We start from the raw sequence: 20045 nt of genomic DNA on the forward strand, positions 1-20045 counted from the left end.
GAACGGAGACACAGATGACCGATACCGCCGCCTATCACAAGATCAAGGCCCGGCACGTGAAGTTCGACTTCAGCGACACGCCGATCACCTGGGTGCCGAACGACCCGGGCAGCACGCACATCATCAACACGCTGAACCTGCTGTTCCCGGAAGGCGAGCTGTGGTTCTGCCGCGTGTACAACAAGGCGCTGCCGCACATCACCGACGCGCGCCTGCGCGACGAGGCCGAAGGCTTCCTGCGCCAGGAAGCCGTGCATTCGCGCTCGCACGGCGGCGTGCTCAAGCATTACTACGACCGGCACGGGATCGACACGAAGCCCTTCACGCAGAAGCTGAACTGGCTGTTCACGCGCGTGCTCGGCGAGGCGCCGTTCGGCCTGAAGATCGGCCACACGCGCTTCTGGCTGCGGCAGCAACTCGCGGTGATCGCATCGCTCGAGCATTTCTTCGGCTATCTCGGCAACTGGGTGCTCAACGCGCACGGGCTCGACGAAGGCCGCGCCGACCCGACGATGGTCGACCTGCTGCGCTGGCACGGCGCGGAGGAAGTCGAGCACCGGACCGTCGCGTTCGACATCTACAACCACATGGGCGGCAACTATCTGGAGCGCTGCGTGCACATGGCGTTCGTGATCGTGCTGCTGCTCTACTTCATCACGAGCGGTGCGCGGTTCATGTACCGGCGCGACCCGGCCGCCGGCCGCTATCCGGGTTTCGTGCGCGCGTGGTGGAAGGGTTCGCGGCGCGGCCACCTGCCGTCGTTCTGGAAAGTGATCGGCGCGGCGCTGCGCTATTTCAAGCCGGGCTATACGCCGCACCACGAAGGCTCGACCGAGCAGGCGCTCGCGTATCTGGCGCGCTCGCCGGCCGCGCAGGCGGCCGCGCACGGCGGCAACTGGGGCACGACGAAGGGCGCGTGACGGGGTTCACAAGCGGGTTCACAAGCGGGTTCGCAAACGGGTTCGAGACGGATTCGGCGGGCGGCGCCCGCCGAAATGCGTACAATCGCGGCTTCATTTCCCGGAGGTGCCGCGATGGCCATGAAGAAAACCGATCTAGAAAAGAACAAGGCGCTGAAGCTGACGCACGCGCTGAAGCAGTCGAGCTCCGCGCGCTTCGGCAAGGGCGCCGAGGAAGCGGCGAAGCTCGACCGCCGCGCGCAGCGCAAGCTCGACCAGGAACAGGGCCTCGTGCCGTTCGCATGCAAGCTGAACGCCGAACTCGTCGAACAGCTGAAGGCACGCGCCGCCACGCATCCGAACGGGATGACGGGCCTGCTGTCCGAACTGCTCGTGAACGGCCTCGCGCAGCGCGACGCGTGACTCGCCACGTATCTCGAAAATAGTCGTTGACAACGCCGCACGACATCGACAAACTCGTTCGCATGCCTACGTTCAAGCTCATCGCCATCGCGAATCATTGCCCGGTGAACATTCGAAAGAATGGATCACGGGAGGCGCTTGTGCGTTAGCATCCGAGCAGTACCGCATGTCCCACAAGGCCTCACCGGAAACGGATGAGGCCTTTTTGTTCTGGTGCGCGTCATCCGTCCGGCTCAACGAATGGAGCAGACGATGGACCAGGCAAGCCCGTTGTTCGACTGTCCCGAATCGCGCCGCGTCGGCGCGATCACGTTACCGACCGTCGTGATCCGTTTCGCGGTTGCGCCGCGCACGACATTGACCTGGCGCGCGCCGAGCGATGCGGAAATTCGTGCGCACGGCGCGCCGCTGTGGATCACGCGTCCACCGAGCATCGACGATTACTGGGTGCAACCGGGCGACGTGCTGCGCATCGCGCGCGGCGATCGCATCTGGCTCGGCACCGATGACGACCGGCCGGCCGAAGCATCGATCACGACGGCTTACGTGCGGCGCGGCGAACGGCTGAGACGCACGCTCGCGCGCATGCAACGTTTGCTCGTCGGACGATGGCGAAGAAGGGATTGACGATGCGCGGCGACGCGCGCAACGGGATACCGGAACGCGCGCAATCACCGCGTCCGGAAACGGACGCACCCGCGGCGCAATGCGTCGCAGGTGCGCATCGAATGACGCGGCACGCATATGCGTGCCGCGAGCGATCGCGCGCCGTGCGCAACCGTCACATGCATCGCATGCATCAGGTGCTGGCGGCGAGACGTGGGCCCGTGCTGCGGGGAATGGAATCAAGGTCGGGGCGTTGCGCCGCCTGCGAGGTCACCCAAGGGTCGATGCCTTGCTTCTGCACCTCCTCGAGAAATGACACCCGTGTGCGCCAGTAGTCCGCCTGTAATTTCGCATCGATGACGCGCTGTTCGGCTGCGAACAGTTCCATGCGCGCCGTCACGAGCATCGACGCAGCGGTTTTTTCCGGCGTGGGGGCGTGCCGCATCGCCCAACGGCTGATCCAGTTCAACATGCTGACCTCCGTGATTACGGACGAACCCGCATCGGGCAATCGCAATCGGTCGCGCCTGCCCGAATGCGCAACGACCGTCACCGCACTTCACCGCCTGCCCTGCACGGACTGCGACTCCCCCGCGTCGGCAACAACCGGCCGGCGTGTGCGCGCGGTGTATCTATCCTAGAAAGACTTGCCGGTTTACGCGATGACGTCTTGCAATCTTTTACACAGAAACCACAGTCGGGCCCGCATCGCGATATGACAGTTGCGGACGGGACGGCTTCGGCGCAGGATAGCCCGTTATCCGCAACCGGCTGGACTGACGAATGGCCGCTGCACGCCGCTGCGCACCGGCGTCGGTCATGCGCGCACGCGCTGCAACCGCCCGGCGCCCGTCCAGCATGCGGGTGCGTCATGGCATTCATATGTCGTCGTGCGTGGCGCCCGCGCGCTGCGCGTCCGGCATGCCGTTGCGCCCGCATCGGCCGGCACGGCCCGCCCGTCGTCGAATCGTTTCCATCGTTTCTACCTGCCCGCTTCGTCCGAACCGGTAAAATGCGCGCCTTCCTCGCGCGGCCGGCCTGTCCGACCGTTCGCGCGAACGCAGCCGATCGTGCCCCGCAACTATATCGTCGGCGCTATCCGCGCTATTACAATCCGCCGATAGCGTGGCAATAGTGGCTGGTTACAGTAGGCCGGCCGCGCGCTGCCTTTACAACAATTCGGCCCAAACAACAAGCAACACGACAACCCGACCGGAGAAACGCCTACATGGAATCCATCAAGCGGTATTTCGGCTTCGCTGAAGCCGGCACCGACTTCCGCACCGAAATACTCGCGGGCGTCACCACCTTCCTGACGATGGCCTACATCATCTTCGTCAACCCCGCGATCCTCGGCGACGCCGGCATGCCGAAGGAATCCGTGTTCGTCGCGACCTGCCTCGTCGCGGCGCTCGCGTCGATCATCATGGGGCTGTACGCGAACTACCCGATCGCCTGCGCGCCCGGCATGGGCCTGAACGCGTATTTCGCCTATACGGTCGTCAAGGGGATGGGCTTCACGTGGCAGGCCGCGCTCGGCGCCGTGTTCATTTCCGGCTGCCTGTTCCTGATCGTCACGCTGTTCCGCGTGCGCGAGGCGATCGTCAACGGCATTCCGAAATCGCTGCGCATCTCGATCACCGCAGGCATCGGCCTGTTCCTCGGCATCATCTCGCTGAAGACGTCGGGCGTGATCGTCGGCAACCCGGCCACGCTCGTCACGCTCGGCGACCTGCACAAGCACGACACGATCCTCGCGATCATCGGCTTCTTCACGATCGTCACGCTCGACCACCTGCGCGTGCGCGGCGCGATCCTGATCGGCATCATCGGCGTCACGATCCTGTCGTTCTTCTTCGGCGACAACCAGTTCCACGGCGTGTTCTCCGCGCCGCCGTCGATCGATGCGACGCTGTTCAAGCTCGACATCGGCGCCGCGCTGTCGACCGGCATCATCAACGTGATCCTCGTGTTCTTCCTCGTCGAGCTGTTCGATGCAACCGGCACGCTGATGGGCGTCGCGAACCGCGCGGGCCTGCTCGTCGAAGGCAAGATGAACCGCCTGAACAAGGCGCTGCTCGCCGACAGCACCGCGATCGTCGCGGGCTCGGTGCTCGGCACGTCGTCGACCACCGCGTATATCGAAAGCGCGTCGGGCGTGCAGGCCGGCGGCCGCACGGGCGTGACGGCGATCACCGTCGCGGTGCTGTTCCTCGCGTGCCTGTTCATCGCGCCGCTCGCCGGCGTCGTGCCGGCCTACGCGACCGCCCCCGCGCTGCTGTACGTGTCGTGCCTGATGCTGCGCGAGATGGTCGACGTGCCGTGGGACGATGCGACCGAAGCCGTGCCGGCCGCGCTGACCGCGCTGCTGATGCCGTTCACGTACTCGATCGCGAACGGCGTCGCGTTCGGCTTCATCGCATACGGCGGCCTGAAGCTGCTGACGGGCCAGGGCCGCACGGTCAAGCCGATCGTGTGGGTCATCGCGGCCGTGTTCCTGTTCCGCTTCTTCTATCTCGGCAGCGAGTGACGCACGCGCCCCGGTGCGATGCACGATGATGAAACGCCACCTTCGGGTGGCGTTTTTGTTGATGCAGGCGCGTGGTGCGGGCAGCGTTCGGTCACGTCTGCACCTGCCGAAGCACCCAGCGTGCGAAGGTCTGCAGCGGGCCGTCGCCCAGTTCCAGCACTTCGGGCAACACCAGGCAGAAGCGCTTGACCACGCCTCGACCGTCGGGCCAGGGCGCGGCGAGCAACCCTTGCGCGATCTCGGCGTCGACGTAGAGCCGCGGCACCAGCGCGACGCCCAGCCCGGTCAGGGCCGCCGCGATCAGCATCGAGTAAAGATCGTAGCGCGCGCCGGCGGCCGGATTGCTCACCGGCAACCCCGTTTCCTGCACGTACGCCGACCACGCATCGGGCGTCTGGCGCTTGTGCAGGCGCGGCAGCGTGCCCAGCAGCGCATCCGGATGCCCGCCCGCGAGCAGCGACGGATGGCAGACCGGCACCAGCACCTCCTCGCACAACCGGTACGTATGCATGCCGGCCCAGGCCGGATGCTCGAAGTGAATCGCCGCATCGAATCCGCTGCCGGCCAGCACGAACGGCTCGGCGCGATCGGCGAAATGCACGGTGATGTTCGGATGCTGCGCCTGGAAACCCTTGAGCCGTGGAATCAGCCAGCGCGTCGCAAAGGTCGGCGTCACGGCGATATCGACGCTGCCGCCGTCGCCGGGCTGCCCCATCATGTACTGGCTGTCGCGCTCGAGCCGGTCCAGCACTTCGCGAACCTGCGCGGCATAGCGCGCGCCGTTCGGCGCAACCCGAACGCGGTTGCCGACCCGCTCGAACAACGATACGCCCAGGAACGCCTCCAGCCTGCCGATCTGCCGGCTGATCGCGCCTTCGGTCAACGCCAGTTCGTCGGCGGCGCGCGCGAAGCTCCCATGGCGCGCCGCGGCCTCGAATGCCATCAAGGCCGAATTGCTCGGAATCCTGCGTCGCGTCACGATTGCTCCCGGTTCGACCGGCGTCGGTCATAACTTGATCAAACATCAATGAACGGTGACGAATCGTCGTTTTTCACGCATTCAACGGCTAATTATCATGACAAAAACTCAACCCGTCGAGCGGCGATCAATCCCGAAGGCCGCTTGCCATCCCGTGGAGATGTGATGATCTATGCCGTTGAATGCAGCATCGCCGAGCCCGCCGCCGAAGCCGAGTGGAACGACTTCTACAGCCGCGTCAAACTGCCGGCGCTGATCTCCGTGTCCGGCTTCCGCACGTCGCAACGCTTTCGCGCCGTCGGTGGCGACGGCCCCGTCTACCTTGCGCTGCATACGATCGACAGTCCCGACGTGCTGACGTCGGCCGAGTACCGCGACAAGGGCGGCGGCAATTTCGCGCGCTGGCAGCCGCATATCGTCGAGTGGCGCCGCAACGTGTACGACAGCGCCGCACCGGCGCCGGCTGTCTCCGGCGATCAATGGCTGGCCGTTTGCGACGACGCTGCCCCGTTCGCGCGAGCGGGAATCGCTGCCACGGCCATGTATGCGATCGCGCTGGATTGCCTGCCCGCGGCTCGCTGGCTGGCCGTCCTGGATCGGGCTCAGGCGCGGCTCGCGTCCGGCGCCGCCATCCGGCTCTACGCGCCGATGGGCGCCCAACTCGTCAGCACGCCGGCAGCGGCGGCCGCACGCTGACAGGAGCCCGGTCATGCCCAGCGTCACGATTTTCATCCCCGAGGCGAGCATGCCGGCGAACGCGGCGCTCGATGCGCTGTCGTCGGCCTGCGAGACGCTCTGCACCGATGTGCTGAGAGCCGCGCCCGGCACGGTTCACGTCATTTACGTTCCGGTCCGGCACGGCTGCGGACATCCGGTCAGCGCGGAAATCCGCTTTCGCATCGCATCATTTCGCATGACTGAATTGATGGATCGGTTCATGGCCGCGCTGGATCGAGAGATTCTCCGCCACACCGGATGCGTCGCACGCATCCGCTGCTTCGGCTACGACACCGCACACCTTCACGCCCGACATTGACCCATGAACGCCCCCATTCCCAGCCTTTCGTTTCCACACCGTCAGATCGGCGATTTCTCGGTGACCGCGGTCAGCGACGGCACGCTGACCGCCGGCCTCGACCTCCTGTCGAACATCGAGATCGACGACGCGACCGGCATCATGCGCCGCGCCGGCGTACATGCACCGTCGGACGTCAACATCAACTGCTACGTGATTCGCGGGAACGGCCGCATCGTGCTCGTCGACACCGGGGCCGGCGGCATCCGGAACTGGGGCGGCCGGCTGCGTCCGTCGCTGGCGCACGCCGGCATCGATGCGCGCGACATCGACACGATCCTGCTGACGCACGCGCATCCCGACCACATCGGCGGCCTGCTCGACACGGACGGGCAGCCGGTCTTTCCGCAAGCGCAGGTGCTCATTCATGAACGGGAACGCGCGTTCTGGCTGGACGACGACGCGTACGCACGAGCGACCGAACGAGCCCGTGCCAATTTCCGGATCGCACGGCGCACCTTCGACGTTTATCAGGCACAACTGCGAACCATTGGGGCAGGCAACGTGCTGCCCGGCATCGTCGCGGTGCCGCTGCCGGGGCACACGCCAGGACACACCGGCTATCGCGTCGAATCGCAGGGCGAGCGCCTGCTGATCTGGGGCGATCTCGTGCATTTCGCGCCGATCCAGGTCGCCCGCCCCGACGTGTCGATCGCGTTCGACCACGATCCGTCGCAAGCGTGTGCGACACGCACGGCCACGCTCGCCGAAGTCGCTTCGGACAACGTGTTGATTGCGGGCATGCACCTCGCCGACACGGGTTTCGCCCGCATCGCGCGCGCGAACGGCGTAACCGGCGGCGCCTATGCACTCATCGGGGCAGATTAAGGGAAACGGAACACCGGCACGCCATCGCGCCGCACGATGCTCGAATCGTGCCGCGCATCATCCCCCGCGCGAGCGGAGCACCGGACGAGCATGCGCCGACACGACACGGGCGCCGGTATTCGGCGCCCGCTCCGTCGCTGCCCGGTCGTCCGGCTCAGCGCCAGTTCGCCTCGTAGAAGCGCACGTAGCCGCTGCGCAGCGTCACGCATTGCGCGCGAGTCTCGGACAACAGCCGCCGCGCGGCCGCCTCGATGCGCTCGCGGTGCTGATCGTACGCACCGACCATGTCCTCGAAGCGCGGCGACGCCGCACCGAAATGGTCCTCCAGCGCCTCGGCGGTAATCTGACATTGGACGCGCTCGCCATTGACCAGCGCCGTGAATCCAAGCATCAAGTCGCGCCCCGAATATTCAGGCTTCTCGTTCGTGAAATGGATCTGCATGGGAGCCGCCTATCGTCCGGTAGAAAGCAAATGACCGCGTTCGTCGTCCGCTACCGGCCGAACGAATGTGTACGCGGGCTCGCCGGCAGAGGCACGATCCACGGGGGTATGGCGCGGACAATGCATGCCGGTTGCATTCCACTTTAGACGGTTTCGCGCAGGAGGCAAAATTTGCGATGTGCGTCGTTCCGACGCGCATTTCCTCTGACCAGAACGACATCCGGCACCGTTTGGCGAATGGCGTCAATGAGGATCGGTGGGCCAGATATTCAGCGAGATCGCGGCGGTCGTGGCGCCCACCGCAATCGCGGCTGCCCCGTATTGCACCGCGTCGGTCAGGTCGAACAGCAGACCGTGGATCGCCACGGCAATGCCGCCCAGCATGATGAAGGTGGCGATGGCCGCCAGCACGACTCTCAGTTCCGTCCGAACCATGATGCTTCTCCCGAACGGATGCATGTCACGTCGCATGCATGTTGCGATGCGGAACACGGCGCGTGCGTGCTCCATTTCCATCATTGCAGGCGGGCGCTTAAAAGCAAGGGGTTTTTGTACGCGGTCGCACAACGCGCGCCGCGCTTGTATGATGAGGCGATATCGATCGCGGCGGCCCGGGTGGCGGATGGTGCGGTGCAAGGCGTTTAGGTGGGGCGACCGCGGTGCATGGGGTCCAACCTAGTGCTAAAGCGCTAATTGAACCGGCCGCGAAGCATGGGGCCCCAGTAAGCGCTAAAGCGCTAACTGGGGCCGACCGCGAAGCATGGGGCCCCAGTAAGCGCTAAAGCGCTAACTGGGGCCGACAGGAGACAAGACATGCCTCAATCTTTCGTGCTGCCCGCCACCGCGGGCCGCAACGACCTGCTCGCGCAGGCGCATGCCCGTTCGACCGCGGTCGGCCTGCGCGCAAACGAGCGCCCCGATTTCTCGCCGCTATCGCGACTCGCGCTGCGCGAACTGCTCGACACGAACCACGCACTGTTCGCGCACGCACGCCCCGTGATGGAGAACCTCCACGCGCAGATCGCCGACACGCAAAGCCTCGTGCTGCTCACCGATGCCGATGGCGTGATCCTGCACAGCATCGGCGACGCGGACTTCATCGAGAAAGCCAACCGCGTCGCACTGTGCACCGGCGTATCGTGGGCCGAAGGCGCACGCGGCACGAACGCGATCGGCACCGCCCTCGCATCGGGCCAGGCGGTCGCCGTGCACGGGTCCGAACATTTCCTGCGCGCGAACCATATCCTCACCTGCTCGTGCGCGCCGATCATCGACCCGTTCGGCCGCACGCTCGGCACGCTCGACGTGAGCGGCGACCCGCGCGGCTTCAGCCCCCATACGCTCGCGCTCGTGCGGATGTCCGCGCAGCTGATCGAGAATCATCTGTTCGCGAACCAGTGCGCGGAAGCGCTGCGGCTGCGCTTTCACGCACACGAGGATTGCGTCGACTCGCTGTTCGCGGGGCTCGTCGCGTTCGGCCCCGACGGCGGGCTGATCGCCGCGAACCGCAGCGCGCAATTCCAGCTCGGCGCGACGTTCGATGCATTGCAGCATCAAGGCTGCGATGCGCTGTTCGGGATGCACTTCGGCCAACTCGCACAGCAGGCGGCCCGCGCGCCCGGCGCACCGTTTCGCCTCACGCTGTCGACCGGCGTGCGCGTGCTCGCGCGCTGCGAATTCGCGGAAACGCACAAGACGGCCGTCGCCGTCACGCCGCCTGCCCCTGCCGTGCACACGCGGGCGCCGGACCCCGACGCGATCACGTTCGCAACGCTCGATACCGGCGATGCGCGAATGGCCGCCGTGCTCGAACGCGTCGCGAAGATCCGTGGACGCGACCTGCCGCTGCTGATCCTCGGCCAGACCGGCACCGGCAAGGAATGGCTCGCGCGTGCGCTCCACCAGGCTTCGCCGCGCGCGGACGGCCCGTTCGTCGCGGTCAACTGCGCGGCGCTGCCGGATTCGCTGATCGAAGCCGAACTGTTCGGCTATGAAGACGGCGCCTTCACCGGCGCACGCAAGCGCGGCAGCCCCGGCAAGATCGCGCAGGCCGACGGCGGTACGCTGTTTCTCGACGAAATCGGCGACATGCCGCTCGCGCAGCAGGTCCGACTGATGCGCGTGCTGCAGGAGCGCGCGGTGATGCCGCTCGGCGGCGCGCGCGCGGTGCCGGTCGACGTGCGCGTGGTCTGCGCGACCCATCGCGACCTGCGCGCGATGATCGCCGAAGGCACGTTTCGCGAAGACCTGTTCTACCGGATCAACGGACTCGCGGTCACGCTGCCGGCGCTCGCCGCGCGTACCGACCTGCCCGCGCTCGTCGAGCGGATCCTCGCGCGGCTCGCGCGCAGCGAACCGATGCCGACCCGCCTCGCGGCCGACGTGCTCGACGCGTTCATGCGACACCGCTGGCCCGGCAACCTGCGGCAAATGACCAACGTGCTGCGTACGGCCGGCATGCTCGCCGAAGACGAAGCCGAGATCACGCTCGCGCACCTGCCCGACGATTTCTGGCTCGACTGCGACGACGCGACTTCAGCGCAAGCCGCACCGGCCGACACGCGCGAAGCGACGACGCTGCAGAGTCACCAGGCCGCGGTGATCGATGCGGTGCTCGCGCGGCACGGCGGCAACGTATCGGCCGCCGCGCGTGAGCTCGGGCTCGCGCGCAACACCGTGTACCGCTACCTGCGGCGACACTGACCGCCGGGCCGGCCGCCCGGCGGGCGCCGGCCGCAGGCGGCTTCGGGTATGCTTGGCGCTCGCCTTGCCGCCGCTTCGCCGCCCGTTTCGACCCATGACCGATTCCGACCACCCGCCCCTCGTGCGCATCGAGCCGCTCGGCGCGACGTTCGACGCCCCCGATTCGCTGACACTGCTCGAGGCCGCCGCGTTCGCGCACGTCAGGCTGCCGCGCTCGTGCCGCAACGGCACGTGCCGAAGCTGTCTGTGCAGGATCGTCAGCGGAAGCGTACGCTACACGATCGAATGGCCGGGGCTGAGCCGCGAGGAAAAGGCCGACGGCTACACGCTGCCGTGCGTGGCCGTCGCGACCTCGGATATCGTGCTCGACGTGCCCGACGCGGAGATGATCGACTAAAGACTGATCGCGGCGTGCGACCGCGCGCCGTCCTGCAACGATGATGCCTGCCTGGAGAACGTCATGACCCAGCCAACCGATCCCATCGAGAAACAAGCCTTGCTCGCCGCGCCGCTCGCGCGCGTCTGGGAAGCCGTCAGCAATGCCGGGGAATTCGGCACCTGGTTCGGCGTGACGTTCGACGGGCCGTTCGTGGCCGACCAGCCGCTGTTCGGCCGCATCACGCCGACGCGCGTCGACGACGACGTCGCCAAGGCACAGGAGCCGTATGGGGGCACTGTGTTCGAAATCGTCGTCGATCGCGTCGAGCCGAAGCAACTGTTCTCCTTTCGCTGGCACCCGTTCGCGATCGATCCGAACTTCGATTACGCGTCCGAGCCGATGACGCTCGTCACCTTCACGCTTGCGGAAACCAACGGCGGCACGCTGCTGACGGTCACCGAGACGGGTTTCGACCAGTTGATCGAAGCACGCCGTGCGAAGGCGCGCGAGATGAACGATCAGGGCTGGGCCGCGCAGATGATGTTGATCACGAAATATCTGGCGAAGCACGCATAGCGCGCTGCAACGCCGCACGCCCCAGCCGACATGCGCATTGACGCGCATGGCATAATCCGCCCCATTGCCGTCCACACGCCGCCGCGTATCGCATGCTGAGTCGCCGCCTCCGGAAGATCGTCAGTCTGATCGGGATGCTTGCCATCCTGATGACGGCGCTCGCGCCGACGATCTCGCAGGCGCTGACGACGCAAGACCGCGTCGACGCGCTGCTTGCCGGTTACTGCACGGCTGCGCCGGCTGGCAGCGACCATGCCGGCGATTCGTCGTCGAAGAGCCTGCAGGCCCATCTGCAGGCTTGCGGTTATTGCAGCCTGCTTGCCCATACACCTGCCCTGCCCGCGCCCGAACTCACGTTCGCGGCCAACATTCATCCCCTCCAGCATCGCGAAGCAACCCGCTTCGAAAGCCTGCGCCGCACGCTGCCGCTCACGGCCGCGCAACCGCGCGCCCCGCCGTTCGCGTCCTGATTCGTCGTCACTGTGCGTGATGCCGTAGCGCATCGCGCCGTCCGCATGCGCGCTGCGCGTGCATGCCGTGTCACGTTTCGAAGGACGATCATGTTCGACTGTATTGCTCGCGGCTCCATGCCGTGCGTGTGCTCGCCCGCTTCAGGCAATCGCGCGCACGCGAATGCATGGCCGCGTGTCGAATGCATCGTTCTCCTTGTCATTCCCAACCGGATCATCCCGTCATGAAAACCACTGCTTTCCTCCGCGGCGCGCTCGTCGCACTCGGCTTCGTCGTCGCACAGGCCGCTCACGCACACGCGCATCCGAAAACCCTCGAACCCGCCGCCAACGCCACGTTGTCGAGCGCACCGCACGCGGTCACGATCGACTTCAGCGAAACGCTCGAACCTGCATTCAGTTCCATTGCCGTCACCGACAGCAACGGCCAGTCGGTCGTCGACGGGAAATCCGTCGTCGACGCCGGCAACCGGAAACGGATGCACGTCGCGCTGGCGAACCTGGCACCCGGTGCGTACACGGTCACATGGGTTGCAGTGGCGAGCGACGGCCATCGCACGCAAGGCCGCTATACGTTCACGCTGAAGTAACCCGCACGATACCCACGCGGCAATCTTCCTTCCGACCAGGAACACACTCGATGAAACGCTCGATTCCAACCAGCCTGCTGTTTGCCCTGCTCGCGCTGCAGGCACCGGTCACGTTCGCCGCGCCGACCGTACAGGCCAATGCGTGCTGGATCCGCGCGATGCCGGCGACGGTGCCGTCGTCCGGCTACTTCACGCTGAAGAACGACGGCGACAAGCCTGCCACGCTCACGGGCATCGATACGCCCGCGTTCGGGATGGCGATGATCCACGAAACGCAGACGGCCGGCAGCACTGCGAAGATGGTTCACGTCGATGCGGTCAACGTGCCTGCGCACGGCACGTTGACGTTCAAGCCGAAGCGCTATCACGTGATGCTGGAGGAGCCGCGCCAGCCGGTCGCGCCCGGCGCGAAGGTGCCGTTCCGGCTGCATTTCGCCGACGGCTCGACGGTGTCCGTGAGCTGCGACGCGAAGGCGCCTTCCCATACCGGCCTGTAATGCCGCAACCGCACCGACCGATGGAGACGAACATGAACAAGGAACGCCTGCCGCTGGCCGATCTGATCGTCCGCTACCGGACGCCGCTGAATGTCGCCGCGTTGATCGTCTGCGGGTTATGGGCGGCGTGGATCGCCTGGATGACGCGGCCGGCCGCGATCGATACGCCGTCGTCGATCGCGACCTACTGCGTGCGCGACGCGAACTGACGCGCCGCCACGGTTCCGGCGGATGCCTGCGCCGTTTTGGCGTGGCATCATCACTTCATCCCGACCGCCGGAACCGCCTCTCGGAGCGACGCATGGCCATTCAGACCTGGATGCTGTTTGCCGCAGCCTATCTCGCGACGACGCTGTCGCCCGGGCCCAACGTATTGCTCGTGATTCGCAACACCGTGCGCTACGGCACGCACGGCACCGCCGCGACGATCGCGGGCAATCTCGTCGCGCAGGCCGTGGTCGTGATGCTCGTCGCGCTCGGCGTCGGCGCGGTGCTCGCCGCGATGCCGCCGCTGTTCATCGCGATGAAGATCGTCGGCGCCGCGTATCTGATCTTTCTGGGCATCCGGCAACTGCGCGGCGACCGGAAGGCCGCTACGTCGACCGGCGCAGCGCAGATCGCCGTGCCCGATCGCAGAAAGCTGTTCCGCGAAGCGCTGTTCGTGTCGGGCAGCAATCCGAAGACGATGATCTTTCTGTCGGCGTTCATGCCGCAGTTCATCGTGCACGATCGCCCGCTCGCGATGCAGTTCGTCGTGATGTACGCGACGATCGCATGCACCGTCATCGTCGTGCACAGCGTCTATTCGTTCGGCGTGCGCCGGCTTCATCGCGGCTTCGGCGTCAGCCCGTGGGTTCGTGCGGCCAAGCGCGCCAGCGGGCTGCTGTTCGTCGGGCTCGGGATCAGGCTGCTGACCGCGCGGCAAGCGTAACGGTCCGCACGGCGAGCGCCCGCGCCGCGACGGAACGCCGTCACGCCTTCGACGCCGCCAATACGGCCGATACCTCGCCGAACGACGGCCGCGCGTCGACATCCTCGTTCAGACACGCAGCCGCCAGCGCATCGAGTGCGTGCGAACCTTCCCGCGCACGCGGCTCGCATCGCGCCAGCAATTCGCCGAGCAGATAACCGAACGCCCTGACTTCGAGCCGTTCGAGCCGCGCTGCGCGCACGTGGTCGTTCACGTCGTAGACCGACGCCGCGCCGAAATCGCCGAGCAGCGCACCGCCCTCGCCGTCGTGCAGGATGTTGTGCGCGTACAGGTCGCCATGCATGATGCCGCGCGCGTGCAGATGCGCCGCGACCGACGCGATGCCGAGCGCGATTCGCGATGCCGCGGCCGGCTCGAATCGCGCGTCGGCCGCATACACGTCGCGCGTACAGGACGCGAAGCTCGGCGGCCCGGCGAGGTTCGTCAGCGCCGGAGCGACCAGTTCCATCACGAGGCCGTGCGTGCCGTCCGGATGACCGCGCACCTTGCCGATCACGGGAATCATGTTCGGGTGGCGCCCGGCGTGCAGGCAAGCGGCCATTTCGCAATCGGGCAGGCCATCGCTCGTGACCGCGCCCTTGAACAGCTTGACCGCGACCGCTCGCGGCGCGTGGCCGTCCGCGCGCCACTGCGCGCGATGGATGACGCCCGATGCGCCTTCGCCGAGCTTCTGATCGCAGGTGAGCGACGTCCAGTCGATGTCGGCGACGCCCGGCTCGGCCGAAGCCGCTGCCTCCGGCGCGGCGCCGAACGGATTGCCGGCGGACGCGAGCCACGCGAGGCGCGGCAGGCGCAGCAGCCACTCCGGCAGCGCGTCGAGCCGGTTCGCCGACAGCCGGACCAGTTCGAGTGCACGGCAGGCTGCCATTTCGGCGGGCAGCGCACGCAGCCGGTTGCCCGCGAGCATCAGCTTCTGCAAGCGCGAACAGTCGCCGATCTCGGCCGGCAGTGCGTCGATGTCGTTGTCGGTGAGGATCAGCCAGCGCAGCGCGCGCGGCAGCGAATGGCGTGGCACGGTACGAATCCGGTTCGCCTTGAAGCCGATCATGTCGAGCTGCTCACACGTGCCGAGGACTTCCGGGAATTCGGTGAAGCGATTGCCGGACGCGAACAGGATGCGCAGGCGCTGCAGCCGCGACAGGTCGTCCGGCAGCGCGGACAGCGCATTGCCGGACAGGTCGAGTACTTCGAGCGTGTCCGCCAGATCGAAGATCTCGCGCGGAAATTCGGTCAGCCCGCACGCGAGCTTGAGTTGCCGGGCGCCCGACAGCTGGCCGGACTGCAGTTGTTCGAGGGTCGTCGTCACGGGGAGAAAACGGGTTGCGGTTGCGATGATCGTCGGATCGATCCGACGAATTTTACCGGGATCGCTTCCGCCTCCCTCACCACCGTGTCACGCCCCCTTCACAAACGCGCAAGGTGACGCTAGAATTGCGGCCCTGCAGTGCCGACGTGGTGAAATTGGTAGACACGCTATCTTGAGGGGGTAGTGGCGAAAGCTGTGCGAGTTCGAGTCTCGCCGTCGGCACCAGACACGGTTTCTTCGTGTTTCGTGCAAGTGCAAAAAACCGCGACAGCGCAACGCTTCGCGGTTTTTTTGTTTGTGCAGTGTTCACCGCGATGTCATTCGAATTCGGGAATACACAGGGTATCTCGACACGAGAGACTGTCCGCTGATCAGGTTGGACTGCCGAGTTGCCGGCTTCTCCAGCGATCACGCAATAGCCCTCCCCCGTCTTCACAGCACCGGCAACACCGCCCGAATATGCTCCGCAAACGCCGCCGTCAGATGCGACGGCCGCTTCCGGTCGAACCTCAGCGTAATACCCACCGCCGGCAGCGGCGGCAGCCCGCGATCGCCGGCGAGAATCGCCAGATCCGCAGGCACCGCCGTCTGCGTCATCACCGCGAACGCCTGCCCTGAACGCACCAGCGCGGTCAGCCCCGCCAGGCTGCTGCTCGCATACGCAACGCGATAATCGCGGCCCGCACGCTGCAACGCATCGCAGGCCGCGATGTGATCGAGCGTATCGGGATCGGACAGCGCGAGCGGCAACGGATCGAACTGCGCGGCGTCCAGCCCCGGATAGCCGATCCAGACCAGTTGCTCGCGGCGGATGAAATCGTCGGTCGCCCCATCGTCCGGCAATGAAATCATCGCGAGATCGACCGACCGCTTGTCGAGTTGCTCAAGCAACCGCGGCGTCGGCCCGCACACGACCTCGACGATCGCCTGCGGATGCTGGCTCGAGAACTGCCGCAGCAGCGACGGCAGGAACACGGCCGCGTAATCGTCCGGGCAGCCGAACCGGATGGTGCCCGACAACCCGGTGCCGCACAGATCGGCCATCGCCTCGTCGTGCTGCCGCAGGATGCGCTGCGCATGCAGGAGCAACCGCTCACCGGGATGCGTCAGCAGCACGCCGCGGCCGGTGCGCTGGAACAGCGGCTGGTCGACGCTCTCCTCGAGCCGCCGCATCTGCTGGCTGAGCGCGGACTGCGTGCGGCCGACCCGCGCCGCCGCACGGCTCAACGAACGCACTTCGGCGATGACGACGAACGAGCGCAGCAGGTCGATTTCAAGCGAGCGTCCCAAGGTATTAGCTCCTTTTCTACCTTGCATAAGAACTATTCGTTTCCATAAAACCAGACCGCCGCCTAGACTGCAAGCGATCCCTGCCCTTGTCCGGAGAAGCCCGATGTCCCTGAACGACGACGCAACCTTCTGGCACAACGCCAGGCAGCACCTGATCCGCTACGGCGGCACGTTCGAGCCGATGATCATCGAGCGCGCGCAAGGCAGCTTCGTCTACGACGCCAACGGCCGCGCGATCCTCGATTTCACGTCGGGGCAGATGAGCGCGGTGCTCGGACACAGCCACCCGGAAATCGTCTCCGTCATCACCGAATACGCGGGCAGGCTCGATCACCTGTTCAGCGGAATGCTGTCGCGCCCGGTCGTCGATCTCGCGACGCGCCTCGCCGACATCACGCCGCCGGGGCTCGATCGCGCGCTGCTGCTGAGCACCGGCGCGGAATCGAACGAAGCGGCGATCCGGATGGCGAAGCTCGTCACCGGCAAGTACGAGATCGTCGGCTTCGCGCAGTCGTGGCATGGCATGACGGGCGCGGCGGCGTCCGCCACGTATAGCGCCGGCCGCAAGGGCGTCGGCCCGGCCGCCGTCGGCTCGTTCGCGATTCCGGCGCCGTTCACGTACCGGCCGCGCTTCGAGCGCAACGGCACCTACGACACCCTCGCCGAACTCGACTACGCATTCGACCTGATCGATCGCCAGTCGAGCGGCAACCTCGCGGCGTTCATCGCGGAGCCGATCCTCAGCTCGGGCGGCATCATCGAACTGCCGGACGGCTACATGGCGGCGCTCAAGCGCAAGTGCGAGGAACGCGGGATGCTGCTGATCCTCGACGAAGCGCAAACCGGCATCGGACGCACGGGCACGATGTTCGCGTGCCAGCACGACGGCGTGACGCCCGACATCCTCACGCTGTCGAAGACGCTCGGCGCCGGGCTGCCGCTTGCGGCCGTCGTCACGTCGGCGCAGATCGAGGAGCGCGCGCACGAACTCGGCTACCTGTTCTATACGACGCACGTGTCGGACCCGCTGCCGGCCGCGGTCGGCCTGCGCGTGCTCGACGTGGTGCAGCGCGACGGCCTCGTCCAGCGCGCGAACGTGATGGGCGACCGGCTGCGGCGCGGGCTGCTCGACCTGATGGAGCGCTTCGACTGCATCGGCGACGTGCGCGGGCGCGGACTGTTGCTCGGCGTCGAGATCGTCAAGGATCGCCGGACGAAGGAACCGGCGGACGGCCTCGGCGCGAAGATCACGCGCGAATGCATGAACCTCGGGCTCAGCATGAACATCGTGCAGTTGCCCGGCATGGGCGGCGTGTTCCGGATCGCGCCGCCGCTGACCGTCAGCGAAGCGGAAATCGATCTCGGGCTGTCGCTGCTGGAACAGGCGATCACACGCGCGCTGTAACAGAACGACAAGCGCAACGCCGCACGCAAACAGCGGGCGGGAAGATTCGAGCAGGACGAGGCGTGCCGCGCCGCACGCCTCGTAACCTAGCCATGCCTTCCGATCCGAAACACGCTGCGCAACTCGTCGTGATTGTGTACGTTGAGCCTGCGATAGATCTTGCGAACATGATCGACGACCGTGCTGTCGCGCAGCGCGAAGCCACGCGCAATCTCGCTGTGCGATCGGCCCAGCACGAGTTGCTCGCAGAGTTCGCGCTGCCGTTCGGTCAGGCCGAACGCGAAGCCGAGCCGTTCGATCGTCAGCTTGAGCGGCGGAAAGTGCTCGATATAGATCACGATCGCGAAATCGTGTTGCAACGCGGCCGTGTCGGTACATCGATAGGCCATGAACCGGAAGCGGCCCGCATTGTTGCGACGCTCGAACGTCGGGGGCTGCGCCGGATAGCCGCGCCAGATCCGGTTGATGTTCGACCGAAGCGGCGTGAGCCAGTCCGGCAAGCGTTCGTGACGGTAGAACGCGAGCGGCTCGCCGGCCGCGAGCGACAGCATCCGGATGCTGTCTGCGTTGTACAGCAGGAGCCGGCCATCGTCGTCGACCACCACGATCGCGGACAGGCTGCATTCCGATTCGTGCAGCGACGGCTGCACGGGCCGCGATAGCGCGTGAGCGAGATGCCGCGCCACGGGTTCGATGTCGCGGTGATTCTGTTCCGAGAACGGACGACAGCCTGATGCGCGAGACAGCAGCAGGCTGCCCCAGCCGCGTGTGCCGTCTGTCGCGGTCAGCTCGAGACAATGACGCATCGAAACCGGCCGCCACAGATCCGCATACATCTCGCTCGACAGCAGTTTATCGTCGTAGTGCGCGCTGTTGTCGAAACCGCGCCCACGGCGCATGGCATCGGAAAACGTGACGCCCAGCACCTCCTGCCGGGAGGTGTTGTGGATATTCGCGAAATACGTCGGCAATAACGTGTAGACCGTGTCGTTTTCGCTGCACACGTCCGACACTGCGTAGTGCTCGTCGGCATAGAAGAACATGCCCCAATCGGCACCGACGATGTGCCGGGCCGCCTCAATCACATGAGGAATGACGAGATGCGGCTCGACGGTGAGCGAACAGAGCCGACGAATATGACTGGTCAGCGCGACGTGCTTGTCAGACATGAATGCGCTCCTCGAGCGTACGCCGGATTCATTCACACGTTCCGCGATATCCATCCAGCTTAGACATTCCACATGACAACTACGGCAATTACCCCCTTTCAAGAGGGCGTCAATCCGGCACGCGGGTTCTATCATTCCGCCATTCCGGTTGCAGGTGCGTGACGAACCCATTGCCGCGTTCGGCATCCGGAATTTGTCCGACGCAATGCAATTGCGGCTGAAGTATCCGATTCGCGATACGACATAACGCCCGAGCAAGACGACTCGACACGCACGACCAGGCCGCGGCGCGAAGCCGCGCATGCCGATGCGCCAGTCACGGGAAAACCTTGGGGAATCGCCGGGGGGAATCGACGTTACGAATGTGGGCGTGGACAGACGCAGGTCTGTCGACCGTGGATGCTGGCACGTCGCGCATCACGATGCAGATGAGCACGCCGGAAGCAGCCTCACGCATGCGGAGTGTCGAAATATGCGGACGATGCGGAATCCGCGTCGGTCGCGCTGTTGTTGCAGCGCTTTTTCATGTGAGGTGCCACGATGAAGAGCATGTACAAGGCGGCACTGGCCGTCATCTGTGTGCTGGGTGCGTCGAGTCTCGCCCAAGCACAGGACGAAGGCGCCGCGGCGGCGTCGAACAAGCCGTCCGACTCGGCGATCAGCGCGACATCGATGGGCAGCATGCCCAGCGCGGGTTCGCAGGCGGGGGCGCGGATCGGAATCACGCGCGCGCAAGTCAAGGAGGAACTCCTGCGTATGCAGAAGTCTGGGGAACTCCAGCGTATCAACGAGCTGTACGGCGGCGGCCAGTAGCAGTGGGGGTCCGGCTCGGCATGGTCGCCCGTGTATCGGGTGGGGGTCGTGATGGTGCGACCATGCACGGCCGA

The 20045-nt window shown here is 66.1% G+C and carries 24 protein-coding genes and 1 tRNA gene; 18 read left to right on the forward strand and 7 right to left on the reverse strand.

Translation table 11 applies throughout. The features are described 5' to 3' along the window. Positions 1-14: 14 nt before the first annotated feature. The 3 genes from AC1Z3W_RS13315 (at position 15) to AC1Z3W_RS13325 (ending at position 1949) form a co-directional block, all read left to right on the forward strand. Positions 15-920, forward strand: a complete 906-nt coding sequence (locus AC1Z3W_RS13315) for a metal-dependent hydrolase (protein WP_057927456.1) — start codon at positions 15-17, stop codon at positions 918-920. A gap of 114 nt (positions 921-1034) precedes the next feature. Continuing rightward, complete coding sequence (locus AC1Z3W_RS13320) at positions 1035-1322, forward strand: hypothetical protein (RefSeq protein WP_175825490.1); 288 nt, start codon at positions 1035-1037, stop codon at positions 1320-1322. Between the two features lie 252 nt (positions 1323-1574). Further along, positions 1575-1949, forward strand: coding sequence for a DUF2917 domain-containing protein (locus AC1Z3W_RS13325; RefSeq protein WP_057927618.1), 375 nt, complete (start codon positions 1575-1577; stop codon positions 1947-1949). Positions 1950-2121: 172 nt separating this feature from the next. On the opposite strand, the gene AC1Z3W_RS13330 is transcribed toward AC1Z3W_RS13325, so the two are convergent. Next, complete coding sequence (locus AC1Z3W_RS13330; RefSeq protein ID WP_057927458.1) at positions 2122-2400, reverse strand: hypothetical protein; 279 nt, start codon at positions 2398-2400, stop codon at positions 2122-2124. Positions 2401-3156: 756 nt separating this feature from the next. Between AC1Z3W_RS13330 and AC1Z3W_RS13335 the strand changes: the two genes are divergently transcribed. Next, positions 3157-4458: an NCS2 family permease gene (locus AC1Z3W_RS13335; RefSeq protein WP_057927459.1), complete on the forward strand. Its 1302-nt coding sequence runs from the start codon at positions 3157-3159 to the stop codon at positions 4456-4458. A gap of 91 nt (positions 4459-4549) precedes the next feature. Here AC1Z3W_RS13335 and AC1Z3W_RS13340 read toward each other — a convergent pair whose 3' ends face one another. Further along, on the reverse strand, positions 4550-5401 hold the full coding sequence (locus tag AC1Z3W_RS13340; protein WP_483507735.1) for a LysR substrate-binding domain-containing protein: 852 nt from the start codon (positions 5399-5401) through the stop codon (positions 4550-4552). A 201-nt stretch (positions 5402-5602) separates the two neighbouring features. On the opposite strand from AC1Z3W_RS13340, the gene AC1Z3W_RS13345 reads away from it, so the two are divergent. Genes AC1Z3W_RS13345 through AC1Z3W_RS13355 form a run of 3 tightly spaced genes read left to right on the forward strand, consistent with a single transcriptional unit; the run spans position 5603 to position 7340 of the window. Beyond that, positions 5603-6133 carry a sugar ABC transporter gene (locus AC1Z3W_RS13345; protein WP_483507858.1) on the forward strand — a complete coding sequence of 177 codons (531 nt, stop codon included), beginning with the start codon at positions 5603-5605 and terminating at the stop codon, positions 6131-6133. Positions 6134-6146: 13 nt separating this feature from the next. Then, entirely contained in the window at positions 6147-6473 is a 327-nt protein-coding gene (locus AC1Z3W_RS13350; protein ID WP_057927462.1) for a hypothetical protein, read from the forward strand. 3 nt (positions 6474-6476) lie between these two features. Continuing rightward, positions 6477-7340 carry an MBL fold metallo-hydrolase gene (locus tag AC1Z3W_RS13355; protein WP_483507736.1) on the forward strand — a complete coding sequence of 288 codons (864 nt, stop codon included), beginning with the start codon at positions 6477-6479 and terminating at the stop codon, positions 7338-7340. Positions 7341-7494: 154 nt separating this feature from the next. On the opposite strand, the gene AC1Z3W_RS13360 is transcribed toward AC1Z3W_RS13355, so the two are convergent. Together AC1Z3W_RS13360 and AC1Z3W_RS13365 are read right to left on the reverse strand one after the other, a co-directional pair. Next, positions 7495-7782 carry a DUF1488 family protein gene (locus AC1Z3W_RS13360; protein WP_014898618.1) on the reverse strand — a complete coding sequence of 96 codons (288 nt, stop codon included), beginning with the start codon at positions 7780-7782 and terminating at the stop codon, positions 7495-7497. 243 nt (positions 7783-8025) lie between these two features. After that, positions 8026-8217, reverse strand: coding sequence for a DUF2964 family protein (locus AC1Z3W_RS13365; protein ID WP_057927619.1), 192 nt, complete (start codon positions 8215-8217; stop codon positions 8026-8028). A 378-nt stretch (positions 8218-8595) separates the two neighbouring features. Between AC1Z3W_RS13365 and AC1Z3W_RS13370 the strand changes: the two genes are divergently transcribed. From AC1Z3W_RS13370 to AC1Z3W_RS13405, 8 genes are all read left to right on the forward strand, one after another. Then, positions 8596-10485 (forward strand): sigma-54-dependent Fis family transcriptional regulator, encoded by a 1890-nt coding sequence (locus tag AC1Z3W_RS13370; RefSeq protein WP_175825480.1) that lies wholly within the window; start codon positions 8596-8598, stop codon positions 10483-10485. A 94-nt stretch (positions 10486-10579) separates the two neighbouring features. Then, the gene (locus tag AC1Z3W_RS13375) at positions 10580-10882 is read left to right on the forward strand and encodes a 2Fe-2S iron-sulfur cluster-binding protein (RefSeq protein ID WP_057927465.1); all 303 of its coding nucleotides are present in this window, start codon (positions 10580-10582) and stop codon (positions 10880-10882) included. Between the two features lie 63 nt (positions 10883-10945). After that, positions 10946-11440, forward strand: coding sequence for an SRPBCC family protein (locus tag AC1Z3W_RS13380; protein WP_483507737.1), 495 nt, complete (start codon positions 10946-10948; stop codon positions 11438-11440). Positions 11441-11532: 92 nt separating this feature from the next. Further along, a complete protein-coding gene (locus AC1Z3W_RS13385; protein ID WP_124834716.1) occupies positions 11533-11910 on the forward strand; it encodes a DUF2946 domain-containing protein in 378 nt (125 codons plus the stop codon). A 224-nt stretch (positions 11911-12134) separates the two neighbouring features. Further along, complete coding sequence (gene copC / locus AC1Z3W_RS13390; RefSeq protein ID WP_057927468.1) at positions 12135-12500, forward strand: copper homeostasis periplasmic binding protein CopC; 366 nt, start codon at positions 12135-12137, stop codon at positions 12498-12500. Positions 12501-12550: 50 nt separating this feature from the next. Further along, positions 12551-12997 (forward strand): copper chaperone PCu(A)C, encoded by a 447-nt coding sequence (locus AC1Z3W_RS13395; protein WP_483507738.1) that lies wholly within the window; start codon positions 12551-12553, stop codon positions 12995-12997. Between the two features lie 32 nt (positions 12998-13029). Further along, entirely contained in the window at positions 13030-13206 is a 177-nt protein-coding gene (locus AC1Z3W_RS13400) for a hypothetical protein (protein ID WP_185734551.1), read from the forward strand. A 92-nt stretch (positions 13207-13298) separates the two neighbouring features. Then, the gene (locus AC1Z3W_RS13405) at positions 13299-13928 is read left to right on the forward strand and encodes a LysE family translocator (RefSeq protein WP_483507739.1); all 630 of its coding nucleotides are present in this window, start codon (positions 13299-13301) and stop codon (positions 13926-13928) included. A gap of 40 nt (positions 13929-13968) precedes the next feature. On the opposite strand, the gene AC1Z3W_RS13410 is transcribed toward AC1Z3W_RS13405, so the two are convergent. After that, complete coding sequence (locus AC1Z3W_RS13410; RefSeq protein ID WP_483507740.1) at positions 13969-15294, reverse strand: leucine-rich repeat-containing protein kinase family protein; 1326 nt, start codon at positions 15292-15294, stop codon at positions 13969-13971. 140 nt (positions 15295-15434) lie between these two features. Between AC1Z3W_RS13410 and AC1Z3W_RS13415 the strand changes: the two genes are divergently transcribed. Continuing rightward, positions 15435-15519: transfer RNA gene (locus AC1Z3W_RS13415), tRNA-Leu, on the forward strand. A 207-nt stretch (positions 15520-15726) separates the two neighbouring features. Here the strand turns inward: AC1Z3W_RS13415 and AC1Z3W_RS13420 are convergent. Beyond that, positions 15727-16611, reverse strand: a complete 885-nt coding sequence (locus AC1Z3W_RS13420) for a LysR family transcriptional regulator (protein WP_483507741.1) — start codon at positions 16609-16611, stop codon at positions 15727-15729. A 76-nt stretch (positions 16612-16687) separates the two neighbouring features. Between AC1Z3W_RS13420 and AC1Z3W_RS13425 the strand changes: the two genes are divergently transcribed. Continuing rightward, on the forward strand, positions 16688-17989 hold the full coding sequence (locus tag AC1Z3W_RS13425) for a class-III pyridoxal-phosphate-dependent aminotransferase (protein WP_175825475.1): 1302 nt from the start codon (positions 16688-16690) through the stop codon (positions 17987-17989). An 86-nt stretch (positions 17990-18075) separates the two neighbouring features. On the opposite strand, the gene AC1Z3W_RS13430 is transcribed toward AC1Z3W_RS13425, so the two are convergent. Beyond that, on the reverse strand, positions 18076-19158 hold the full coding sequence (locus AC1Z3W_RS13430; RefSeq protein WP_057927620.1) for a helix-turn-helix transcriptional regulator: 1083 nt from the start codon (positions 19156-19158) through the stop codon (positions 18076-18078). 540 nt (positions 19159-19698) lie between these two features. Between AC1Z3W_RS13430 and AC1Z3W_RS13435 the strand changes: the two genes are divergently transcribed. Continuing rightward, a complete protein-coding gene (locus AC1Z3W_RS13435; RefSeq protein ID WP_057927475.1) occupies positions 19699-19971 on the forward strand; it encodes a hypothetical protein in 273 nt (90 codons plus the stop codon). Positions 19972-20045: the final 74 nt, after the last annotated feature.

It is taken from the genome of Burkholderia sp. 10_S31 (assembly GCF_056930375.1).

Coding starts and splice junctions, on each gene's coding strand:
- AC1Z3W_RS13350 (WP_057927462.1), top strand. CDS start 6,147: ATGCCCAGCGTCACGATTTTCATCCCCGAGGCGAGCATGCCGGCGAAC.
- AC1Z3W_RS13420 (WP_483507741.1), bottom strand. CDS start 16,611: ATGCAAGGTAGAAAAGGAGCTAATACCTTGGGACGCTCGCTTGAAATC.
- AC1Z3W_RS13370 (WP_175825480.1), top strand. CDS start 8,596: ATGCCTCAATCTTTCGTGCTGCCCGCCACCGCGGGCCGCAACGACCTG.
- AC1Z3W_RS13365 (WP_057927619.1), bottom strand. CDS start 8,217: ATGGTTCGGACGGAACTGAGAGTCGTGCTGGCGGCCATCGCCACCTTC.
- AC1Z3W_RS13405 (WP_483507739.1), top strand. CDS start 13,299: ATGGCCATTCAGACCTGGATGCTGTTTGCCGCAGCCTATCTCGCGACG.
- AC1Z3W_RS13385 (WP_124834716.1), top strand. CDS start 11,533: ATGCTGAGTCGCCGCCTCCGGAAGATCGTCAGTCTGATCGGGATGCTT.
- AC1Z3W_RS13325 (WP_057927618.1), top strand. CDS start 1,575: ATGGACCAGGCAAGCCCGTTGTTCGACTGTCCCGAATCGCGCCGCGTC.
- AC1Z3W_RS13395 (WP_483507738.1), top strand. CDS start 12,551: ATGAAACGCTCGATTCCAACCAGCCTGCTGTTTGCCCTGCTCGCGCTG.
- AC1Z3W_RS13320 (WP_175825490.1), top strand. CDS start 1,035: ATGGCCATGAAGAAAACCGATCTAGAAAAGAACAAGGCGCTGAAGCTG.
- AC1Z3W_RS13355 (WP_483507736.1), top strand. CDS start 6,477: ATGAACGCCCCCATTCCCAGCCTTTCGTTTCCACACCGTCAGATCGGC.
- AC1Z3W_RS13335 (WP_057927459.1), top strand. CDS start 3,157: ATGGAATCCATCAAGCGGTATTTCGGCTTCGCTGAAGCCGGCACCGAC.
- AC1Z3W_RS13375 (WP_057927465.1), top strand. CDS start 10,580: ATGACCGATTCCGACCACCCGCCCCTCGTGCGCATCGAGCCGCTCGGC.
- AC1Z3W_RS13425 (WP_175825475.1), top strand. CDS start 16,688: ATGTCCCTGAACGACGACGCAACCTTCTGGCACAACGCCAGGCAGCAC.
- AC1Z3W_RS13345 (WP_483507858.1), top strand. CDS start 5,603: ATGATCTATGCCGTTGAATGCAGCATCGCCGAGCCCGCCGCCGAAGCC.
- copC (WP_057927468.1), top strand. CDS start 12,135: ATGAAAACCACTGCTTTCCTCCGCGGCGCGCTCGTCGCACTCGGCTTC.
- AC1Z3W_RS13400 (WP_185734551.1), top strand. CDS start 13,030: ATGAACAAGGAACGCCTGCCGCTGGCCGATCTGATCGTCCGCTACCGG.
- AC1Z3W_RS13380 (WP_483507737.1), top strand. CDS start 10,946: ATGACCCAGCCAACCGATCCCATCGAGAAACAAGCCTTGCTCGCCGCG.
- AC1Z3W_RS13315 (WP_057927456.1), top strand. CDS start 15: ATGACCGATACCGCCGCCTATCACAAGATCAAGGCCCGGCACGTGAAG.
- AC1Z3W_RS13430 (WP_057927620.1), bottom strand. CDS start 19,158: ATGTCTGACAAGCACGTCGCGCTGACCAGTCATATTCGTCGGCTCTGT.
- AC1Z3W_RS13340 (WP_483507735.1), bottom strand. CDS start 5,401: ATGGCATTCGAGGCCGCGGCGCGCCATGGGAGCTTCGCGCGCGCCGCC.
- AC1Z3W_RS13435 (WP_057927475.1), top strand. CDS start 19,699: ATGAAGAGCATGTACAAGGCGGCACTGGCCGTCATCTGTGTGCTGGGT.
- AC1Z3W_RS13360 (WP_014898618.1), bottom strand. CDS start 7,782: ATGCAGATCCATTTCACGAACGAGAAGCCTGAATATTCGGGGCGCGAC.
- AC1Z3W_RS13330 (WP_057927458.1), bottom strand. CDS start 2,400: ATGTTGAACTGGATCAGCCGTTGGGCGATGCGGCACGCCCCCACGCCG.